The organism is Microbacterium sp. UBA1612, assembly GCF_002321605.1.
Lineage (GTDB): Bacteria > Actinomycetota > Actinomycetes > Actinomycetales > Microbacteriaceae > Microbacterium > Microbacterium luteum.
The window spans coordinates 23,498-44,856 of sequence record NZ_DCMW01000025.1 but is presented as its reverse complement, the minus strand read 5'-3'; the positions used below and the strand labels follow the sequence as shown (position 1 = coordinate 44,856).

Below are 21,359 nucleotides of genomic sequence, written 5' to 3'. Positions count from 1 at the left end.
CCCGAAACGGAGCACGAATGACACTGGCTGAGATCGTCATCCTCGCGGCGGAGGAGACCGAGCACCACGGCAACGTCGCGCTCGAGACCTTCTGGTACGGTGCGGTGGCCCTGGCCGTCTTCGGTCTGCTGGCGCTCGTGACCGCGTCGTATCGTAACGTGGCGAACCGCCACGCACATAAGGCGGAGGCCTACGCGAAGGCGCACGCGAACGACGTTCAGAAGGCGGGACACGGGCACTAGGCCCGCTGCATGTCCACGGCGCGAGCCCCTCGGATCGGAGTGATGGGCGGGACGTTCGATCCCATCCACCACGGGCACCTCGTCGCGGCCAGCGAAGTGGCGCAGTCCTTCGACCTCGATGAAGTCGTCTTCGTTCCGACCGGACGCCCCTGGCAGAAGCAGAGCGTGACCTCCAGCGAGCATCGCTATCTGATGACCGTCATCGCGACGGCATCGAACCCGCAATTCACCGTGAGCCGCGTCGACGTGGACCGGGCCGGCCCGACCTACACCATCGACACACTGCGCGATCTGCAGGCGGAGAGACCGGGCGCGGAGCTGTACTTCATCAGCGGCGCCGACGCCGTGGCGCAGATTCTCAGTTGGCGGGACCATGATGAACTGTGGCAACTCGCCCACTTCGTCGCCGTCTCCCGTCCCGGCCACGTGCTGAGCACCGAGGGACTGCCGTCGGAGAACGTGAGCCAGCTGGAGATCCCCGCGCTGTCGATCTCGTCGACGGACTGTCGAGACCGGGTTCGTCGAGGTCACCCGGTGTGGTACCTCGTCCCCGACGGGGTTGTCCAATACATTGCGAAGCATCACCTCTACCGGAGCATGGAATGAGCACACCCGAGCACCCCGCGGACAAGCCGCTGACCCGCCGTCAGCTGCGGGAGATCCGCAACACCGGCTCGACGCCCGTCGTGACACCCCCGGACGCCGACGCCCATGCCACAGCCGACACCGACGACGCCGCGCCCGCGCAGGCGGCACCGGTCGCCTCTCCGAAGCCGCGCCTGCCCCGGCCGGCGCCCCCGACCGATGTGTCGCCGGCGCCGGCCCCCGACTCCAGTGTGAACCTCGGTGAGGCGCCGCTCACGCGCCGGCAGGCGCGCCAGCAGGAGAAGATACGCACCGCCTCGGTGCCGGTGATCACACCGGAGGTGGCTGCTCAACACACCACAGCGGCGAAGAAGCCCGTGTGGACCGCGGCGCCGGTCGACCCCGCCCTGGGCGAGCCGACGCCCATCGTCGCCTCCGTCCCCGAGGGTGCGGATGCACCGGCCGAGAACGATTCGGGCGAGGCTGGCCGAGAGGTCGCGGACGAGTCCGAGCGGCCCGTGGTGAACCCGGCTCTCGGGGCAGGGCTCCTCGCCGGGGGCGTGCAGGAGGCTGCGGGGGCCCCGGCGTCCTTCGATCAGCTGCTGACGCGCTCGTCGAGCGGCTCGGTCAGCACTCCCAACGCGCTCATCATGTCTCAGACGCCGTCGACGCTCGCCTCGCCTGTCGCCTCGACGGGCGAGGTCATCCTCACGGGGTCGTACGACCTGCCGGAGGGCTTCGGATCCACCGGACACGCCCGTGGGACGGCGGACGGCAAAGAGGTGGACGCGGTTCTCGTCGACGGTGAGCTGCCGGCGCATTCGTCACCGACGCCGATCGCCGCCAGCGCCGCGATCAGCACCCACAAGCAGCCCGGCGACGTCATCAAGCCCCCCACCCCCGAGAAGGGTGGGCGGCTGATGCTGACACTCGCGATCACCGCCGGTGTCCTGGCGCTCGCCCTCGTGGGCGTGCTCATCCTCGCGTTCGTGACGGGAGCGATCTGATGCCGGCGACGGAACAGTCGCGGGAGATGCTCCAGATCGCCGCCGCCGCAGCGGACGCGACCGGCGGTGAGGACCTCGTCGCCCTGGACGTGTCCGATCCGCTGCCGCTCGTCGACGTCTTCCTCATCGTCACCGGGCGCAGCGAGCGCAATGTCGCCGCCATCGCCGATGAGATCGAGGAGAAGCTCCTCGAGGCAGGCCACAAGCGGCTCCGGCGCGAAGGACGCGAGGAGTCCCGCTGGATCCTCCTCGATTTCGGCGACCTCGTGGCGCATGTCTTCCATGAGGAGGAGCGGTCGTACTACGGGCTCGAACGCCTGTGGAAGGACTGCCCCGTCGTCCCCATCGTCCTTGCCGGAGCCTCGGCTGGCGAGTGATTCACGTCGCGTCGCGCGCCACGCCCGGGGCGGCGACGGTTCGAAGAGACCGGGAACATGTTGTAAGCTGATCGAGTTGTCCCGCCGGAGCGGGAAACGATCTGGGCCTGTGGCGCAGCTGGTAGCGCACCTGCATGGCATGCAGGGGGTCAGGGGTTCGAGTCCCCTCAGGTCCACGTAAGTCGAGAAATTCGAAACCTGCCCCGTCTGATGACGGGGCAGTTTCGCGTCCGGGCTGGGTTCGGTGGTCCCACCGCTGCGAGCGTGGGCGAGGACGGTGGCTGCGGGCTCGGTGGGGAAGAACGTGATGTTCTCGTCTTCGTCGACGACGATGCGCTTGAAGAGGGCGCGGTTGAGCATCCGGCGTTCAGTGGGTTCGCATCGGGCGTAGAGATCGCCAAGGTCGGTGAGGACGCCGAGGAGCTGATCGAGCCCGTCGTGTGCGTCGCGGTAGGTGGTCGCGAGGCCGTCGAGACGGTTCGTGATCGCGTCCAGGCTGGTGCGGATGCGGTCCTGTTCGGCCTTGAGCAGGTCGAGGGGGATGGCGTCGGCGTAGTGGGCCTGGACGAGCTTGAGGCGTTCGGCGTCGAGCTTGTCGCGCTGGGTCTGGAGGAGCTTGCGTTCGTCGTCGCTGGAGGCTTCGAGCTGGGCGAACACATGGTGCAGCACCGAGGCGATCTGTTCGGCTTCGGCGGTGGTGAGGCCGTTGGTGCCGTAGTCCCGGTCGATCCGGTCCTCGACTCGCGGTGCGAGGACGGCGGAGCGGGTGCAGCCGGTCTTCTTCCGGCGGCCGGAGCAGGTGAAGTACTCGTATCGTTCGCCGTTCTTGTCGCGGGGGCGTTCGATCATGAGCTTGGCGCCGCAGGAGCAGTAGAGGTTGCCTTTGAGGTAGTGGTCGTACTTCTGCGGGCGTTCTCCGACGGCGTTCTTCGCATCGAGCTGGGTCTGCACGCGCAGCCAGGTCTCCGAATCCACCAGTGGGGTGTGGGCGCCGTCGTAGGTGATGCCGCGGAAGGTGACGGTGCCCTGGTAGTAGGGGTTGGTCAGGATCTTGTGCAACGCGGTGGTCGTCACGGGCCGGGCGGGCTGGGACGGTGTGGGGCGGGTGGTCAGGCCGCGGGTCTTCAACTCCCGCGCCAGCGATGAGAGGGAGTGCTCGCCGCCTGCGTAGGCGGTGAACGCGAACCGGATCAGCTCGGCACGCTCGGGGTCGACCTGCACGTCGCGGACTTCTCGGCCCTTGGCGTCGGTGGTGCGGACGTTGAGGTAGCCGAGTGGGGCCTTGGTGGGGGTGCCGCCGAGGGTGGCCTTCTGGACCATGCCCTTGGTGACCTCTTGGGCGAGGTTGAGGGAGTAGAACTCGGCCATCGAGGCCAGGATGCCGTGCATCAGCATCCCGGAAGGGGTCTCGTCGATGTTCTCGGTGACCGAGACCAGGGTGATGTTGGCACCGCGCAGGGTGGCGTGGATGATTGCGTCGTCGAGCCGGTTGCGGGCGAGGCGGTCGACCTTGTTGATGATGCAGTACTGCACCGCATTCGCAGCCAGGTAGTCGAGCATCTCCTGCAACGCGCGACGCCTGGCGGTCTTGGCGGACTCGCCGGGTTCGATGAACTCCTTGACGATGACCGCGCCGAGCTGCTCGGCCTTCCTGGCGGCGGCATCACGCTGGGCGGGGATGGACAGGCCCTCTTCGAGGCCGTTGCGGGTGGCCTGGTCCTTGGTCGAGACCCGCAGGTAGGACACTGCCGGCACCAGACCGTCGGCCGGCGGCTCCTCGCTGTGGTCGGCGCGACGAGTCGTGCCGGCGGCCAGGGCGCGCAAGGCGCGTAGGTCCAGGCCGGTGGTGTGGTCGGTGAGCGTCATCGGTGTGACCGCCTTTCAGAGGCCCGACAAGGGTCGGGCGGCTGGGGCGCCGGGGTGGCGGTCACGTCAGATATGCGAAAAGAACACCCCATCAGTGGGGCTTACGGTCGGGTGCCAGTGGGCGCCGTGATCGTGGTTCGTACCCCGCCAGTCTACCGCCGCGGTTCGAGCAGACCGCGGAGGTGCTCACCGGCCCGTCCGGTGGCGGTGCCATCCCCGGCCGCGCGCAGAGCAAGACGGATGAGGACCTCGGCGACCTTCTCGGCATCAATCTCCTCGCGTCTGACGAACCGGACCCGCACCGGCCGGTCCGCGCCGGCCCGGTCGGTCTTGCGGTCATAGGAACGCACCATCGCCCGTGCACCTACTCGGCCTCGGAGCCGGAGCGCCCGGTCTGCTCACCGAAACCGTCTCCGTCGGTGGCGTGGGCGATCAGGGAGGCGTAGTACGCCTCTTCGGCGTCGCGACGGCGGGCGAGGTCGACGTTGACGAACGCCACGAAGTCCGCATCCCGGTCGGCGATCACGGTCTCCTCGACCGGCTCGGGAGCGTCCTGGCCGGGCCAGACGGCTTGACGGGTCGGCCGGTCACGGTCCACCCGCGTTCCGGACGCGGCGACCCAGTCGCGCAGCCGGAGCCTCGCTTCGGCGAAGTCGTGATGCCACCCCAGCCCCGCGGACCCGTCTTGCTCGGGGTCGTAGCTACACAGCCAATGAACGTGCAGCGCCGACAGCTCCCACACCAACTCTGGGTGGCGGTACCAGAACGGCGGCACCACACTGGCGGGCAGACCGTAGGCGTGGCGCAGCCAGTCCACCCAGGCGTTCAGCTCCCGCCACTCGATCGCGGCCTGCTTGGCGGTCAGCAGGTTCCAGTTCACCGGGTGCGGCGGCTCGTCCAGCACCCGCGCACCACCAGCCGGACCGCTTTCAGAAGGAGGCGGGGTGTCAGGTTCGGGCTCGTCCAGGTCCGGCGGCTTCGGTGGTGTGTGCTCATTCATCGTCGGGTCTCGGGGTCAGAGGCCGAGCGCGGGCTGCCGGCTCGCGCTGGCATTGCTCGCGCGGGAAGGGGCCGTGGCGTTGCGGGCGGGGCCGTCGCGTTCGGCAGCCCGCTCGACGGTGGGCTCCTCGCGGCGGGTGCGCGCGACCTCGTAGGTGGTGCGGGCCGTGTCGTGGCCGATCTTCTTGGCTACGAACTCCTCACCCTCGATCTGCTGGCCGTCGCGGGTGTAGGAGTACTCGTGGGCGTACCCCTCGGCGACGAAGCTGTCGCCCTTGGCGAACCGCTCATAGGCGCGCTCGGCGCTGGCGCGGTAGATCACTAGGTTGTGGAAGTCCGGCTCCAGCTTGGTGAACGACCCGTCGGTCTCTCGCCGGTAGTTCTCCTGCCCGACCCGCGCATAGAACCGCGCTTCGCCCTTCTCGGTGTAAGTCAGCTGCGGATCGGTTGCGATGAACCCCGTCAGAGACTGCTGCGTGCGAATAGCCATCGGTCTGCTCCTGTCCTCGTCGGCGACAGACCGCAGTGGGCGCGACTGTCTCTCGACTGGTAGGTGCACCCGCGTGACCGCCACACGCCTGCCCAGTTGCGTCGGGACAGAGGCGACCACGGAAGGAACTCTCGGGCGACGAGGTCGTACCCGACATGGCGATACATGTGCGGGTGCATGTCGGTCGACGTGGCCGCACTCCGAATCATTTCCTGGAGGTGGAGTCTCCGTCATCCAGTTCGGGCAGGCGGCGGTGGTACCAGAGCTCGCGACGCGTACTTCCTTCATGCGTGGAACTCACGAGTTGATCTCCCCACTTCGTGCGGGGTGCCAGTTGGAGGCGGTCGAGGGGACGGTCATCGGGGTGGTGGATGATCCAGCGGTGCGCTTGACCTCCGACCTGACCGTTGATGAGGCGTATCAGGTCATCTCTCCCGGCGGCAGTGTCGATCGTCGGAAGGCCGAGGGCCCGCTGGTCGAGGTCTCGGTCACGTAGTTGCAGGATCAACCGCGGGCTCAGAGGGAACCACACGACGTTGGCCGTCGCATATCCAACCGGCCCATCGCCCGGCGACCACCAACAGACTGGCTCATCAGAGGTCAGGACCGGGGCCTCGTCGCTGCGGATCAGGGTCCAGTGCATCCCGTCTGCCAGGCGTTCCCCAAGTCCGCTCAGGGCGAGTTTGAGGCTCTCCTGAACCATCACCGCTTCGGGCGCAACCAATCTGGGACCCTTCGGGCCTAACAGTTCAACTCGGAACGCGCTCACTTCCTCGTCGGTGATCGGCCGATCGCTCTCACGAAGCCAGGCACGGATCTGCTCGTCGGTGACGGTCTGCCCCAGGTGGAGCCGCATCTGATGGGTGGCAGCCGCGTTGAAGTCCTCGCGCCACCGATGCCCGCGAACGGTCTGGAGCGCGATGTGGTTGATCAGGTGGTACCAGTCCTCCTTGGTGAAGTCCGAGAGGCCGGTCCGGATCAACTTGTAAATGGCGGGCGCTGCCGCGCGCTCGAACTGACTCAAGTGGTGCTCGACCACCTCGGGGTCGTGACCGATTCGGTCCTGCTCGCGGGCGAGCACGTCGGTCTCGATCCGGTAGAAGCCAACTTCCGAGCATGCCTTGCGGACCGCGTTTCTGATCGCTCGGTCTGGTCGGGCTCGATCGACCAGGGCGAGCTGCTGGTTGCCGTTGGCAAAGTTCCGCAGGTAGAACTGCGGGACGAGGTGGTGGCGAGCGCTCACATCCCCAATGATCTCCCGCCGAACGAGCAGGTTGGGCAGCGTGCCGCTTGCTCGACTTCGGGAGCACTTCGCGCCGACAGATCGAACACAAGACGGACCTCAGCGCAGGAGTCCGATTCAGAACGCCGGACCGCGGTGCCGCATCGTGACCGCTGAGCTGTCTGCCCCGGCCGCTCGTGCGATCGCGGTGCGGCTCCGGTCGGCACGGACGCCGAGGGCTGGTCGGTGGGCCTTGACCTCCTCGACGGTCAGCGCGTCAGCCGGCGAGGACGACGGTCCGGCTTCGGGTGCTGGTTGGGGTTCTAAGGGTTGGTCGGTCTCTTCTTGCATCGCGGCCAGTTGTGTCTCGACGCGGGCGAGGTCTTCCTCGCTGTGAGCCAGCGCGGTGGCGTGCCGGAAGGGTTGTCCGATGCGCTGGTCGGCATCGGCGGCTGCTTGCTCGGCTTCGGCGAGGTCGTCGCGGGCGTGGTCGAGCAGGGCAGGGATGCCGGAGGCGCGGTTCTCGATGCGCTGGATCAGACCGACGCCGCCGTCGAGGAACGCCTCGCGGGTGACGATGAACCCGCTGCGCGGTACCCCGGCCAGCGCGACATTCACGACCAGGTCGCCACCGAGCGCGGGCCGGGTGGACACGGTGATGTCGAAGCCGCTGATAGATCCGATGGTGCCGTAGTCACGGGACTGGTAGCGCGGCGCCCACTTCAGGTCCGAGCTGTGTGACCACTCGGCCAGCGCGTGGGCGGCATCGGCCCGCGAGGTGTAGCTCTTCTCGGCGAGGTCGATGCGGAACCCGTCGCCCGAGGTATCGCGCACTCTCGGGAGCGCAGCTTGTAGGGCGGTGATGTCGGCTTCGGTGCGGCGAGCATCGTCAGTAGCGCGGTCGCGGGTGTGGACGAGCATGGACTGGTTGCGGTGGTAGGCCCGTTCCAGGCGGCGCAGCCGGGTGACCTCGTTCTGGATGGTGGAGTGCTCCAGTAGCAGCGGGTTGCCAGAGCTGATGGCCTTAGCCTCGGCGGCAGACAACGCTGTGGAGTCGATCTCCTCGATCTCGCGGGTGTCGAGCCGGCCGCGCATGAGCTGGGCGATGAAGGTGGCTTTGCGTTCGACGCCTTGCCACATGTAGGAGTCGAAGGATCGTTCGGTGACGAACCGGACGATCGCGACCTCGGGGTTCTGATTGCCTTGCCGCAGGATGCGGCCCTCGCGTTGGGCGATATCGGACGGTCGCCAGGGGCAGTCCAGGTGATAGAGCGCGACGGCTCGGTTCTGGACGTTGGTGCCGACGCCCATCTTCTCGGTTGAGCCGATGAGGACTGCGATGTGGCCGTTGCGGGCGGCGGCGAACAGTCGGGCCTTGTCGGTGTCGGTTTTCGCCTCGTGCATGTACCGGATCGCCTCGCCGGGCATCCCGCGCAAGACGAGCTGGGCGTGGAGTTCGTCGTAGGCGTTCCACCGGTCGACGTTGGGGGTGCCGATGTCGGAGAACACCAGCTGCAACCCACCGCGGATGGGTGAGGGCTGTCCGGTGAGGGTGTCGAGGTACTCGTGGTCGCGTGTCTGCTCCCAGACCCGGTGGATCGCGTCGGCGGCGACGTCGACCTTCGTCGGCCCTGATGGGGTGTTGGGGACGATCATGCGGACATCGAGGGCGGCCTTGCGGCCATCGGTGGAGATGACGAGCATGTTGTCCTCATCCGGAGACACGCTCTTGTTGGCAACCTTCTCGGCCCGGGCGCCGAGCTGCTCAATGAACTGCTCCAGCTCCACGGTCGGCTGCACGGCGACGGTGGCCGGGGCGCGTTTGCCGTCGCCACGTGGGGCAAGGTCGGGGGTGGGCAGGTCGAGGTCGTCGGCGGTCTTTACGTCGGCGAAGATCGACCACATCTTCAACATCTCGGGCACGTTGGAGAACTTCGCGAACCGGGTCTTCATCCGGAAGGTGTTACTCCCGGCCGGTGCCATCTCCATGCTCGTGACGGTCTGTCCGAACGTCGCCGCCCAGGCATCGAATGCCCCGATCCCGGCGGCCTCCAACAGGTCGGGGCGCAGGTAGCGCTGCATCACGTACGCCTCGGTCACCGAGTTGGAGATCGGGGTCGCGGTGGCGCCGGTGACGATGCGTTCGCGGCCTTGGGACCGCAGGTAGTCCAGTTTCATGTGCAGGTCCGAGGCGCGGGCGGAGCCCTCGATGGAGGCGTCGCGGATGTTGGACTCGGTGGCGAGGTTCTTGTACATGTGCATCTCGTCGACGATCACGTAGTCGATCCCGGTGTCCTCGAAGCACACCCCGGCGTCCCGGCCGGTGTCGACGCGTGCCTTGACCTTGTTCTCCAGCTGGAGCAGCTTGCGTTGGACGCGCTTGACGCTCATCCGGTCCTCACCCTGGGCGTCGTCGAGGACCTGCTTGACCTGATCGACCTGCCCCTGGATGTACGCGGTCTGGGTCTCGGCCCGCAGCGGGATCTTCGCGAACGCCCCCTGGGTGAGGATCACCGCGTCCCACTCGTTGGCCGACGCGCGGGCGACGAACAGCCGACGCTTCTCGGCGCTCAGGTCTTGGCTGGAGGCGGCAAGAACCCGCGCCCGCGGGTAGATCTGGAGCCATTCGCGGCCGAACTGCTCCAGCATGTGGTTCGGGACCACGACCACGGGCTTGTCGATCAGGCCCATCCGGCGCATCTCCATCGCGCCCATGATCATCTCCGCGGTCTTGCCCGCCCCGACCTCGTGGAACAGGCCCGCGGAAGGTTCGGCGATCATCCGTGCGACCGCGGCCCGCTGGTGCGGGCGGGGCGTGAACGTCGCCGCCAGACCGGGAAGGGACAGGTACTCGCCAGCGCCGGTGTAGTCGCGCAGCACGATGGAGTTGAACCGCCGGTTGTACTCGGTCACCAGGCCTGCCGCGCGTTCGGGGTCTTCCCACACCCACTCGGCGAACCGCTCGACCAACGCGTCGGCCTTCTCCTGTGCCGCGGTGGTCTCCAGCGGGTTGAGGACCTGGCGTTTGCGGCCGCCTGAGTCTTCGACCTCGTCGTAGACCAGCAGGGTGCGTTGTTCCATCACGGCCTGCGCGATGTCCGGTGCCGGGCGGCGTTCGGTGCCCCACTCGCTGGTCGCGAGCAGCCCTTGGCGTCCGCCGCGGACCTCCCACATCCCCGGCAGCGGGTTCTCCACCCGCACCTCGCTCGTGCGCAGCAACTCGTTCAGGAACTGTTCGTGGACCTCCGCGCTGATCCACACCGCCCCGAGCCGGGCGGTGATGTCCTCGACCCCGAGCGCCTCGGGCAGCACCCCGGCCAGCGCCTCCACATTCGTCCCGAACGCGGGCTCGTCGGCGGCGCGGGCTTTGGCAGCATCCAGTTTGGTGCGGACGTCCCCGGACAGATAGGCCGGGGCGTGGATGAGGTCGTCGGTGCCGGGGTCGGTGAACACCAGCCCCTCCAAAGCCTGGCGGGCTTCGGGCTCGCCCATACCGAGCATGTCGGCGATCAGAGCCAGGTCGATCCCGCCCGTCTTGTCCAGGCTGACCGCGATCGCATCGGCCGGGGTCTCCACTCCCTGGACTTCGGCGCGCGGTGCGACCACCCGGCGGGTCATGATCGCCGCAGGGGTGGCGCTCTGGTTGGTGTCGTCGAACTGTTCCAGGGCCATCACCAGCGCCCCGAAGGGGTCGCCTCGCAGGAGCCGGATCGGGGTGGGCACGATCCGCGCGTAGGTGTCCTCCCCGGCCTCATTGGTGCGGCCGGTGCGTCGCAGCGTGTACCGGTTCAAGGGTCCGTAGGTGCCGAGGTACTTCTGATACCCGCGGCGTAGCTCCTCGCGGGCGGTGGCGATGTCGTCGGTGTCGTCGACGCTCGCGGCTTCCAGTGTCAACAGCCGGATCGCGGTATCGCGCAGCCCGACCAGTGCGCGCAGCTCGCTCGCCGCGGACTTGGGCACCGGTAGCGGCTCGACGGTCCCGGCGGCCACGGTGCCGAACCCGCCACCTTCGGTGGTGGTGATGCTGCCGTCCCACAGCTCCGGAGGCGAGGGCACGAACGCCGCCCGCCGCGACTCTTGCACCGCGGAACGGGCGGTCATCGACAGCCCGCCACGGCGGGCGGTGAAGGTCACCTGGTCGATCGCATCGGCCAGGGCGGCGTCGAGCCGGTCGAGGTCGCCGGTGACGAGGAGGCTGTCGCCTCCGTACATGCCCTGCCCAATGCTGATATCGCCCAGGACGTGCTCCGGGTGGTGATCGAAGTAGGCGTTGACCTTGATCCGCTGCCCGTCGATGGTGATCGGAGTGACCCTCTCCCACAGGTCATCGGCCGGGGGCTGGCCGTCTTCGCGGCGGCGCAGGATCAGCAGGTCGGTGATGACCTCGGTGCCCGCAGCCCGCCGGTGCGCACCAGAGGGGAGGCGGATCGCGCCGACCAGATCGGCCAGAGCGTTCATCTCCCGGCGGGCGCCGGGGTTCTGGGCATCCATCGTGTAGTGCGAAGTCAGTACCGCCACCAGCCCGCCCGGCCTGACCAGGTGCAGGGACTTGAGGATGAAGTGGTTGTGCATCGACTGACCCGTCGGGTTGTGCACCGGATCATGCAGCCTGACATTGGCGAAGGGCACGTTGCCGATCGCCGCGTCGAAGTGGCCCTCGGGCAGGCGGGTGTCAGCGAACGACTCGGCACGGATCGTGGCGTGGGGGTAGAGGCCGTGGCTGATCGCCGCGGTGATCGGGTCCAACTCCACCCCGGTCACCTGGGCCTGTTCGGGCGCCAGTCCGATGAACGTGCCCGCCCCCGAGCCCGGCTCCAGCACCTGCCCGCTGTCCAACCCCAGCGCGCCGAGCGCGCGCCACATCTGCCGTGCGATCGCCGGGTCGGTGTAGTGCGCGTTGATCGTCGTCCGCGCGGCAGCATCCCACTCGCTGTCGCTCAACAACTCACGCAGCTCGGTACGCTCGCCCGCCCACTCCGACTTGGCGTTGTCGAAGACCTCCGGGATCGCACCCCAGGAGGACCACCGGGCCAGCACGTGCTGCTCCTCGGCCGTCGCCGTCCTGTCTTCCTTGGTGAGTGCGCGGGCGAGGCGGATCGCGGCGACGTTCGCTTCGAACCGTGCTTTCGCACCCGAGGGGGCCAGGTCGTCCTGGGAGGACGGCACGAACCGCTGCGCACCCGCCGCAGGCCCGCCGACTGGTGCTAGTGGACTTCGCGCAGGAACCGGATAGTCGCGGCCTCCGCGAGAATCTCCCGGTTCGCTTCCAGGTACATCCGGGGGATCTCCGCCTCCAGGAGCCCGGTCAGGAACTCGGTCGGCAGCGCCCACTCGGTCGCCTTGTCCTCCAGCTCCGCTGTCGAGTAGATCGGGTACGGGGAGTCCTGCGTCCGCTCGGCCCAGGCGATCAGGTTCTCGTCGGCCGGGCGCGTCTGCTCCCACTCCTCGCGGGCCTGATCCAGCGGCAGGCTCGGATCGCCGGCCCAGGCCAGGTGCTGGTTCATCACGATCTCCTCCGCGATCCTGCGCGCCGTCATCCGACGAGATGCGTCCTGCAAGTAAGTCTGCCCCGAAGAGCGCCTCATCTCCACGGTCAACGCCGGACTGTGCTGCAGTCTGCCTGCCAGGTCCGCCACTTCGGCGGCGATCTGCGCCCCCAGGTCGCTGAAGAACCGCTCCGGGTCCTCCAGCGCCGCCACCCGGTCCGGGGCGTGCAGGGTCCAGTGCTCCCGGACCCGGATCGCGTAGTGGTTCATCATCGACTCCCTGACTCGTCGTAGCCGGTGCTCCGTCGTCATCGGCGATCGGCGCGTCGCTAATTGCGCCGTCGGCCGCGCTCTCGTCCAGTCCCCACAGGTCCAGCTCGAGCTGACCCGGCGGGGGCGTGCGCCTGCGGGCGGCCATCAGTGCCACCCGCTCTGGCGCCAGTGACGGGGGTTCACGGGCGCTCGCTTCTGAGCAGCGCTTCGACCGCGCCCCGGTCGGTCTTCAACGTCGTGGCGTCGTCGCGGCTCGTCCAGGGGCGCAGGTCGGTCACGATCGGGGGCGCGGAGCGGAGCATGGTGATGCCGGTGCCGAACGGCAACGTCCGGAGCCGGTCCGGGGGCAGGATCGCCACCCGGCGTACCGAGCGCTGAGCCGACCGGGAGCCGTGGTCGCCGACGGTGGTGGAGTCGGTGTACTCGTCGCGTTCGCCGATCAAGGTCGACAAGTCCGCCAGATCACGCGAGTTCGACGCCCCACCCAGGATGATCTTCACGATCGCGGCGTCCCAGATCGCGTTCGCGGCGTTCTCACCCCATTTGTCCCGCGCTTGGGCGAGGGACTGCAGGACGGGCAGGGTGGTGATCCCGGTCCCGCCACCCTCGGCCATCAACGTCGGCAGCGACGGCAGGGGTGCGAGGTTGCCGATCTCATCCAGCGCCAGCAACAGCGGCGGGTCCAACCGCGCGCCAGCCGATCGGGCCGCGATGCGCCGTGCGGTCTCCACGAGGTCTTCGACGAACGCCGCCACCAATGCCGACGACGCCCCCGCCCCCGCGCCGGTGGCCAGCAGATACAGGGTGCCCGAGCCGGTGAGGAAGGTCTGGGGGTCGAAGTGCTCACCTGCCCGTGGGCTCACCGCGTCGAGCACCCGCGGGTCGGCCAGCGCGGCCAGGGACAGGGAGACGCCTTGCCAGATCGAGTCGCGGGTGCGGGGGTCGGCCTCGATCATCGCCTCCAACGACTCGGCCCACCCGGTCGCGGCCTGGGAGGAGTTCGACAGGATGCTGACGGCCTCGGCGGCGGCGGTGGGGTCGAGGGTCCACCGGAACAGCTCCGATGGCGGACGCCCGTCGAGGGCGGCGGCGTGCAGGAGCGCTTGCAGTGCGGCGCGGGTCTTGCCTTCCCAGAACCCGCCACCTTCCACACCACCAGCCGACAGGCCGGTGCCAGAGGCCAGACCGGTGGCGCGGATCATCGCCGTCAGCGGGTCCTCACAGCCGCGCACCGGAGACCACCGCAACCCCGCCGGCACACCCTCAGCCAAGTGCTGGGGGTCGAACACCGCCACCGGCCGCCCATCACGCTCACGCGCCTTCAACGTCGCGGTGAGGTTGTCCGGCCGGGTACTCGTGGTCACCACGGCGCCGGGCGCATCGAGGATGGCGTTGATGACCACGTGCAGGCCCTTGCCCGAACGAGGTGGGCCGACGAGCAGGATCGAGTCCTCCACACTCGCCCACACGCTCGCGCCACGCGAACGCCCCAGCAGGTAGCCGACATCCCCGGTCTGGGGCTTGTCGAGCGAAGGCCGCAACGTCGACGCGCGACCCAGCAGCGCACGCCCGGAGGCGGCGCGGGCAACCTCACTACGAGTCGCTGTGCCCGCCAGTCGTCGCGGATCGACCTCGACCCGGCGGGCATGGTCGCGGACCTGACCCCACACCCACCACGCCAGCACCCCCAAACCGACGAGCAGCATGACCGCGGTGATCCAGTACGCCACCGCGCTCAGCCCCTCGGCGTCCAGAGCGGCGCCGGGATCGCCAGGCTGCACCAGGACCATGAACCCGGTTGCGACCCCCGCTCGCGGTTGTGGGGCGCCTGTGAGGAACGCGGCGATCGTGCCCGCCAAGCGCAGCACCCCAGCCAGTCCCGCCAGTCCGATCAGGGCGCCGATCGCGAGATTCGCCAGACCGTCACCCGTCCCCGGCGTCCGCGGCGCACTCATCGCGGCCTCACGATCACCTGGACACCCGAGACCCTGCCGAGCAGGAACACCTCACCGGTTCCAGCACTGGCCAAGCGGGCGGCGTCGAGCTGGGCCGCGTCGATCAGCGCGCGGGCGTTGCCAGCCGGTGTGGCGTCGGTGTGAGCGACGATGACCGCGACCGCGACATCCTCGCCCGGCACGAAGCCCTCACCGGTGACCTCCACCAGTTCGACCGCCGCCGTCGCCTCCTCGGGCGCCGACTCGCCTTCGGGTTCGGGGGCGGGGCGCCGTCGGGCGGCGGTGATGATGTCGGTGAACGCGGTGCCGTCGACCTCACGGACCTCCACCCGCACCGGCACCCGCCGGTCACCGGTCACCGCATCGATCAGCGTCCCGAAGCCCGAGCGCCGCCAGGGCGGGGCGAACTCTTCGGGCTCGAACGGCTCACCGTCCACGGTGACCGCGAGTGTGCCGTCGTCGTCGACCCGCACCAGAACATGCGGCAGCACCACCGGCGCCGCCGACTTGTCGTGGTCCTGTGTCCGGCCGGCGTCCGGCTCACCGGGGTTGCCGGAGCGGCGGTAGCGGGGGCGGCTCATGACTGGCCCCCGGTCATCCGGAGCCGAGTGTCGAAGGCCTCCAATTCGGCAGGATGGAGCTGGTGCTGGCAGACGAAGGACCTGTCCTTGATCCGCCACAACCCCTGACCCGTGCCCAGCCCGGGCAGTAGCTTCTGCTCCGTGCCGGTCAGGGCGAGCGTGGAAGCGGTGACGCCGAGCTGATCGGACTCCTGGCGGTAGATGATCCTGGTCTCGGCATTGGCCAGCAGCGAGGAGGCCAGCGCGCGCATGGCCGAGCCGGAGTCGCCGACGTTGTCCAGGTCCGTGAGCTTGTGGAAGATCAGCATGTTCGCGATCCCGTAGTGCCGCGCGAGGCGCCACTGCGCATCCATCCGCTTCAACAACGCGGGATGGGACATCAGCCGCCAGGCCTCGTCGTAGATTACCCACCGCTGCCCACCGGCCGGGTCCAGCAGCGCCGACTCCATCCACGCGCTACTGCACGTCATCAACACGCTGATGAGGGTGGAGTTCTCCGCCACCCGGGACAGGTCGAGTGAGATCATCGGCAAGCTCGGGTCGAACGCCACCGTGGACGGTCCGTCGAAGAGTCCTTGCAGGTCACCGGCCACGAGCCTGCGCAGCGCGTGGCCGACCATCCGACCGTCCTCAGCCAGCCGCCCGTCGCTGTCGTCGTCGGCGCGGGGCTGGAGGATGTGGTCGACGACCATCGGCAGGATCGGCACGTCGTTGCCCGCGACGACGGCGGTCAGCGCGACATCGATCGCAGTGTGCTCCAACGGCGACAGCGACCGCTCCAGCACGGTCGCGGCCAGCGCACCGATCAGGTCACGACGTCTGGAGGCGACCTGGGTGGTCCACTCCAGGTCCGAGACCCCCGAGGGTCGGTGCCCCTCATCGAGCGGGTTCAGCCGGTTCGCCAGCCCATGACCGAGCACGATCGCCTTACCGCCGACGAGCTCGGCGACCGGAGTGTGCTCGCCCTTGGGGTCACCGGGGACGTAGACGCGGCGCCCGAACGGGATCGAGCGGGTGTAGAGGGACTTGGCCAGCGAGGACTTGCCTGAGCCAACGATCCCCGCCAGCACGACGTTGGGGGCGGTGATGATGCCGCGCTGGTACAGCACCCACGGGTCGTAGACAAAGCTGCCGCCCGAGTACAGGTCCTGGCCGACGAACACGCCCTCAGAGCCCAGGCCGCCCTCGGCCAAGAACGGATAGGCCCCGGCCAACGTCGCGGAGGTGTCCTGATGGCGAGGCAGCCGAAACCGTCCCGGTGTCCGCAACGCGGCGGCGCCGGGCTCACCGGCCCGGGGCAGGTAGGTCGTGGCTCGGCGTTCGGCACGCTCGGCTTCGGCCTTGGCCTTCAGCTCGGCGGTCCGGACCCGTTTAGCGTCCGTCTCGATCGCTGCTGCCGCCCGACGGCGGGCCTTGCGGTACCGGCGAGGTTCACCACTGGGGCCAACCAGCACCGTGCTGTGCAGCCGCTCACGCTCGGCGCTCACAGTCCCAACCCCCGCACCTCGGGTCGCGAGGCCGGATGCCGCACGGGCGATACAGAGCGACCCGGCCTCGGAGCACCGGCCTGGTCGACCGGCCGCGATGCGCGACGCTGACTGAACCCCTGACCGACCCCGAACGCCCCTGCGTGCGCGCCGCCGGATCGCTCGGGTTCGGCGTACTCGGGCTCGGGGACGTGGGCGCGCAGCAGTCCGACGTGGCCGTGCAGGTAGTCGTAGGTCAGCGTGTAGTCACCGCGGGTGACGGCGCGATCCCACCGACCAGACGGAGGCGTGTCGTAGACGTAGCCGTTCTCCAGTGCCGCCTGCGTGGTCTCCTCGCCGTCGTCCCACCCGGCAAGGTGGTCGATGGCCGTGTCGGTGCCGTCGCGGTCGATCATTTCCAGTACCGGGTCGGCCTCGGAGCCCTGCAGGAACACCACGCTCACCCACCGCGGCTCCGGGATCGTGTGGTCGGGCTCGGGCTCGGGATGCCACGCGACCCGCCCCGACGCCTGCGACGCCCGGTTCAGGCGCTCCTCGGCGCCGTCCACGAGCGCGGCGGCCTGATGCAGGTCGTCGGCCGCCATCTGCGCATCGCGTGCACCGGCGGCATGGACACCGTCGTCATCGTGCGCACGAGCCTGATGGGACAGGTGCGCGGCAGCGAGCTGATCGAACACCTGGCGCAGCGATCGCACCCCGGCCAGCAGGTCACCGATCAGCGCATAGGTGTCAGCCGGGTCGTCGAAGGAACGGGTCGCGTGGGCCAGACCACGCAGCGCAGCCGATGCCTCCGAGGCGTCGCTGATCGGATCATCGAACGTAGGCATGAGCGGCGCCCTTTCTCACAGACGGTTGACGTCTGTCAGGTGCGCACGCTCGCCAGCCAGCCCCTAACCGGCGGAGTCATCTCCTTCGGGATGAAGTCGATCCGAGATGCCGAGTCCGGGACTGGAGAGATAGCCCTCGATGTCAGATCCTTCGAAATGCTCCGCCCACGGGGTGAAGTCCACATCCGAGCGCCAGCCGCAAGCGCCACAGACTGTCGAAGCGAAGAAGCCCCGCTGTTCCGCGTCGTGCTGAATGTCCTCAGCCAACTGGTAGGACTCGCAGCGCGGGCACCGCTCCGGCTCTCCTGCTTCACGTCGCCGGATGACTTTGCCAAACGTACCGATGAGGTGAGCAGTAGCCTCAAGCACGATGTCAGCGTCGACAGGCGTGGCATTGCTGTAGTGCTGGAGCCAGACCGTCAAGTCCCAGGTCTTGTCCGCCAGAGCTTTGAGGTAGTTACGCATCCGCCCATCTGTGAGGCGTTCAGCGTAGATGCTCGCCCAACCCTTGAAGTCCGCTGCCTTCGGCGCTCCCGGAACCTCGCCAAGCCACGGCGCGTCCATATGGGACTTTCCAAGAGCGATGAGCGCGTCCCTGCACTTGATCCCGACAGCTTGGAAGTCCTCTGACTCTGAAGCCTCGTCCATCGCTTCGAGCGCCTGACGAAACCGTCGCCATGACGAGGAGACGTGCTCTTCCGCGTCTTCATCAAGCTCGGCTCGGCTCCGCTCCGCCATGAATGCGCCAAGGCCGATATGGAAGATCAGGGCTTGCTCGGCCTGCGGGAAATCGGACTGGAGGTAGAGATTGGTTGGGTTCGTCATGACCCACCAGCGCGTTGAAGTGCAGTGCACGTCGTACACCTCATGCACATGACCCAGCACGCGGTGCGAACCGACCTTTTGCACGAGCTCTGCGCGATCGTCGGCTGGGGACTGACTGTCGACATAGTCACGGATGGCTCGCTCTTCATGGTCGGGAAGGTCCGCCATAGGTGTCTCCGTCTCGTCGATGGTCTCCCCATCATCGACCACCAGGCGTTCCCGACGGGGACTACACACTCCGGCATAGCGGCAGGGCCGCGACCGCGAATGCCTGCGCCTGTTGGCCCACCAGGCGGCGGGTCTCGCAGGAGGCTTGGATCGCGGCCTGTTCGACCGCCGAGACTGCGGCCTCCAGCTCGTCGACGGTGGGTGCGGACACGGAGATGAGGCCGGTGTACCGCAGCACCCCGTGGCCGGCGGTCAGGTCGGCCTCCTGCTGGAGCACGTCCTGGTACTCCGCGGTCTGGGAGGCGTCCTCGATCTGCCCGATCTTCGCCCGTTGGGCGGCGTCGGAGATGTACTCGGTCTTCTTCTTGCGGATGTCCCGCGCTGCTTGGTCGGAGCGGATCGGGGTGCAGACCAGGGAGAACGTGCGCTGGATGCCCGTCGAGAGCAGGAGCGGTGCGAGGAAGCCGGGGTAGACCATCGAGCGCGGCCATTCGGAGATCCACAGCACCGCGTGATGTGCGCTGTCGGAGCGTAGGTGGTCCCAGCTTTCGGTGAGGGCGACAGGTCCGGCGGTGGCCAGATCGCGTCCCAGTTCGCCGTGGCGCTCCAGGGTAGCCGCGATCGCCGGGTCATAGGCACCCCGCAGGATCACCGCCACCTCACCTGGCGTCAGCCATTCAGATGGTGTGAGGTCTGCAGCACGCAGCGCGGCGACCAGGGTGGTCATCTCCTGGCGCAGGACGGCGGCGGCTCCCCGTAGTCCGCCGCCTGCGGTCCTGATCTGCCGGGAGCTGTTCTTCATGTCCAACGCCAGCGACAGCGTGGTGGCGTGGCGTTCCCCGGCCGGTCCTGCGCGCTCGATCAACTCGCCGTAGGTGGTTGCGGTCCACGAACCGTCGTCGGTGCCGTGCTCGGCCCACCATTCGGCCAGGCCGGTCCCGGAGTCGGGCAGGGTCCGTTCGGTGACCTGGAGCCGGGCGATGCGCCCGGAGCGGCAGGCGGTGGCCAGGACGCGGCCCCAGGCGGTGACGCGGCGTTCCTGCTCACCGGGGTCCAGGAGCACGAACGCCGGGTGGGACAGCCCGACGATGGCGGTGAGGGTGTTCGCGTGCGGGTCGTGGATCATCGCCGCCCCGGTCTCGAGGTCCAGAAACTCCCGCAGGTTCGCGGCATCACCCGGAAGTGCCAGGGTTCCGGCGGGGCGCGGCTTGACCACCGTCCGGCGATACAAGAGCTGCCCGCCCGTGACACGCCAGACCCACCGGAAGGCGACCGGCAGCCACTCGATCAGCTTCCTGCCACCCACGGGCACCCAGGTCAGCACCGCGCAGGCCACCCAGACGGGGGCGGTGTAGACCAGCAGGACGCCGCCACCGGCGTACAGAGCGCCGACGACCGAGAGCACACCAGCTCCGAGGGTGATGAGCTGCGGCAACGACAGCCCGAGCAGAACGCCGCGACGGGTGAGGCGGGAGAACTTGGCCGGCGTCAGCACGCCGTCGTCGCGTTGATCGTGATCGCTGTGCTTGCGTGCCATCACAGGGTCACTCCTTCGGCTTCGAGGACGGCGGTGGGACAGGCTTCGACGACGGCGCGGGCGGCTTCGTCTGCTGGGCTGGTGGCACCGGCGCAGGAGTAGTGGCCGGTGGCGGGGTGCTCGCCGTCTGGTCCGCCGCCCCTGCCTGGGCCTCGGCATGACCGCCGACCGCAGCACCAGCTTTCGGACCGGCCGTCGCGGAGTCCTTGGCGACCTTCGCCGCCACCACCGCGGCGGCAGCCGGCCCCGCGGCCGCAGCACCGGCACCCGCACCACCACCGGCGGCACCGGCGCCGCCAGATCCGGCACCGGCTCCCGCGGTCTTGCCGGCGGTCGCTCCCTTGCCTGCCTCGGCGGTGGCTGGCGCGTTCTTCGGGGTGGTCTTCGGCGGCGTCGGCCCACCACCCCCACCCCCGTCACCGCCGTCGCCCTTGCCGCCGTTACCGGAGGTGTCGTCGAGGATCTTCTTCGGTCCTTCTCCGGCAGGCTTGGACGGGGTGGGGATGGGCCGGTTCATCGCGCCCTTGGCCTCCTGCTCGCTGCTCATCGCGTGGTACATGTCGAAGCCGACGAAGGAGATGAACTTGTAGGTCATGTAGGGCGCGAACGCGGCGATGAACATCAGCACGATCCCGGCGATCGGGTCGCTGATCGAGGCCAGGTCGGCCTCGATGGGTGCTGAGACTTGGGTGATCGCGACCAGGAAGATCACCACGAGCACCAACTTGGAGACGATCAGCGCCAGGACGAAGGCCGCCCACTTGGAGAACCAACCCTTGGTCGCATCCCACGACGAACCCGCCAGAGCGATGGGCGCGAACACGATCGCGACCAGCAAAAGGGCTTTGCGGACCAGCAGGGAGAACCAGACGATCGCTGCCGCGCTGATCGCGAGCCCGGCGAGGAAAATCGTGATGATCGCTCCGACACCGGGGGCGGCGATGTTGATGCCGACCAGTCCGGCGGCGAGCAGGGCGATGCGATCGCCCATGCCTTCCATCGTGTTCCCGGTGGCCTGGACGATCCCGATGGTGAGCTGGTCGGTGATCTCCAGCAGCAGCGCCACGATCGTGATGACCAGAAACGACCCGAGCACGGACTTCGCCAGCCCCAGCGCAGCGCGAGACAGTGCGGTGGGGTCGCGGCGGATGAGTCCGGTGATGAGCTGGAGGCAGAAGAAGATCAGCATGATGAAGATCGCGACGCCGAACAGGACGTTGTAGACACCGACGTACTCATCGCTGGTGACGTCGACCAGAGTGGTGGTGTCGAACACCGCCCACACGGCCTCGAAGAGCCAGCCCGCGGCGGCACCCATCGCCGAGGCCAGCCAGTCGAATGGGGCGGAGACGAGGGTGGCAGCGGCTTCACCGGCCACATCGCACACGGACGAGATGATGGGGACATCGCACACACCCACCGCAGATCACTC

The 21,359-nt window shown here is 68.6% G+C and carries 17 protein-coding genes, 1 tRNA gene and 1 pseudogene; 5 read left to right on the top strand and 14 right to left on the bottom strand.

The window, feature by feature from the left end; all coding sequences use genetic code 11:
• The first annotated feature begins 17 nt into the window (after positions 1–17).
• The 5 genes from B3S45_RS11115 to B3S45_RS11095 all read left to right on the top strand — a co-directional run bounded on the left by B3S45_RS11115 (position 18) and on the right by B3S45_RS11095 (position 2,387).
• On the top strand, positions 18–242 hold the full coding sequence (locus B3S45_RS11115; RefSeq protein ID WP_071043328.1) for a hypothetical protein: 225 nt from the start codon (positions 18–20) through the stop codon (positions 240–242).
• A 9-nt stretch (positions 243–251) separates the two neighbouring features.
• Positions 252–848 carry a nicotinate-nucleotide adenylyltransferase gene (gene nadD / locus B3S45_RS11110; RefSeq protein ID WP_071043329.1) on the top strand — a complete coding sequence of 199 codons (597 nt, stop codon included), beginning with the start codon at positions 252–254 and terminating at the stop codon, positions 846–848.
• Complete coding sequence (locus B3S45_RS11105) at positions 845–1,834, top strand: hypothetical protein (RefSeq protein ID WP_286720642.1); 990 nt, start codon at positions 845–847, stop codon at positions 1,832–1,834. The genes nadD and B3S45_RS11105 overlap by 4 nt, the downstream gene beginning before the upstream one ends.
• Complete coding sequence (gene rsfS, locus B3S45_RS11100) at positions 1,834–2,211, top strand: ribosome silencing factor (RefSeq protein WP_071043331.1); 378 nt, start codon at positions 1,834–1,836, stop codon at positions 2,209–2,211. Before B3S45_RS11105 ends, rsfS begins: the two co-directional genes overlap by 1 nt.
• A 103-nt stretch (positions 2,212–2,314) precedes the next feature.
• Positions 2,315–2,387, top strand: a tRNA-Ala gene (locus B3S45_RS11095).
• A gap of 610 nt (positions 2,388–2,997) precedes the next feature.
• Here the strand turns inward: B3S45_RS11095 and B3S45_RS14685 are convergent.
• The 14 genes and pseudogenes from B3S45_RS14685 to B3S45_RS11020 all read right to left on the bottom strand — a co-directional run.
• Positions 2,998–4,077: pseudogene (locus B3S45_RS14685) on the bottom strand (recombinase family protein); the annotation flags it as partial.
• Between the two features lie 152 nt (positions 4,078–4,229).
• Positions 4,230–4,430, bottom strand: coding sequence for a hypothetical protein (locus tag B3S45_RS11080; protein ID WP_188550638.1), 201 nt, complete (start codon positions 4,428–4,430; stop codon positions 4,230–4,232).
• 11 nt (positions 4,431–4,441) lie between these two features.
• Positions 4,442–5,077 carry a hypothetical protein gene (locus B3S45_RS11075; protein ID WP_229745049.1) on the bottom strand — a complete coding sequence of 212 codons (636 nt, stop codon included), beginning with the start codon at positions 5,075–5,077 and terminating at the stop codon, positions 4,442–4,444.
• A gap of 15 nt (positions 5,078–5,092) precedes the next feature.
• On the bottom strand, positions 5,093–5,566 hold the full coding sequence (locus tag B3S45_RS11070; RefSeq protein ID WP_286720636.1) for a single-stranded DNA-binding protein: 474 nt from the start codon (positions 5,564–5,566) through the stop codon (positions 5,093–5,095).
• Between the two features lie 205 nt (positions 5,567–5,771).
• Entirely contained in the window at positions 5,772–6,809 is a 1,038-nt protein-coding gene (locus B3S45_RS11065) for a DUF4238 domain-containing protein (RefSeq protein ID WP_188550636.1), read from the bottom strand.
• A 117-nt stretch (positions 6,810–6,926) separates the two neighbouring features.
• A complete protein-coding gene (locus B3S45_RS11060) occupies positions 6,927–11,954 on the bottom strand; it encodes a helicase-related protein (protein WP_229745048.1) in 5,028 nt (1,675 codons plus the stop codon).
• A 38-nt stretch (positions 11,955–11,992) separates the two neighbouring features.
• The gene (locus B3S45_RS11055; RefSeq protein WP_188550635.1) at positions 11,993–12,544 is read right to left on the bottom strand and encodes a hypothetical protein; all 552 of its coding nucleotides are present in this window, start codon (positions 12,542–12,544) and stop codon (positions 11,993–11,995) included.
• Between the two features lie 182 nt (positions 12,545–12,726).
• Positions 12,727–14,502: a type IV secretory system conjugative DNA transfer family protein gene (locus B3S45_RS11050; protein WP_188550634.1), complete on the bottom strand. Its 1,776-nt coding sequence runs from the start codon at positions 14,500–14,502 to the stop codon at positions 12,727–12,729.
• Positions 14,499–15,083 (bottom strand): hypothetical protein, encoded by a 585-nt coding sequence (locus tag B3S45_RS11045; protein ID WP_229745047.1) that lies wholly within the window; start codon positions 15,081–15,083, stop codon positions 14,499–14,501. The genes B3S45_RS11050 and B3S45_RS11045 overlap by 4 nt, the downstream gene beginning before the upstream one ends.
• Positions 15,080–16,570 (bottom strand): ATP-binding protein, encoded by a 1,491-nt coding sequence (locus tag B3S45_RS11040; protein WP_188550633.1) that lies wholly within the window; start codon positions 16,568–16,570, stop codon positions 15,080–15,082. The genes B3S45_RS11045 and B3S45_RS11040 overlap by 4 nt, the downstream gene beginning before the upstream one ends.
• Entirely contained in the window at positions 16,567–17,397 is an 831-nt protein-coding gene (locus B3S45_RS11035) for a hypothetical protein (protein WP_188550632.1), read from the bottom strand. The genes B3S45_RS11040 and B3S45_RS11035 overlap by 4 nt, the downstream gene beginning before the upstream one ends.
• A 63-nt stretch (positions 17,398–17,460) precedes the next feature.
• Complete coding sequence (locus B3S45_RS11030; RefSeq protein ID WP_286720634.1) at positions 17,461–18,390, bottom strand: hypothetical protein; 930 nt, start codon at positions 18,388–18,390, stop codon at positions 17,461–17,463.
• 61 nt (positions 18,391–18,451) lie between these two features.
• Positions 18,452–19,927 (bottom strand): PrgI family protein, encoded by a 1,476-nt coding sequence (locus tag B3S45_RS11025; protein WP_188550630.1) that lies wholly within the window; start codon positions 19,925–19,927, stop codon positions 18,452–18,454.
• Between the two features lie 7 nt (positions 19,928–19,934).
• The gene (locus tag B3S45_RS11020) at positions 19,935–21,347 is read right to left on the bottom strand and encodes a conjugal transfer protein TrbL (protein ID WP_188550629.1); all 1,413 of its coding nucleotides are present in this window, start codon (positions 21,345–21,347) and stop codon (positions 19,935–19,937) included.
• Positions 21,348–21,359 lie beyond the last annotated feature (12 nt).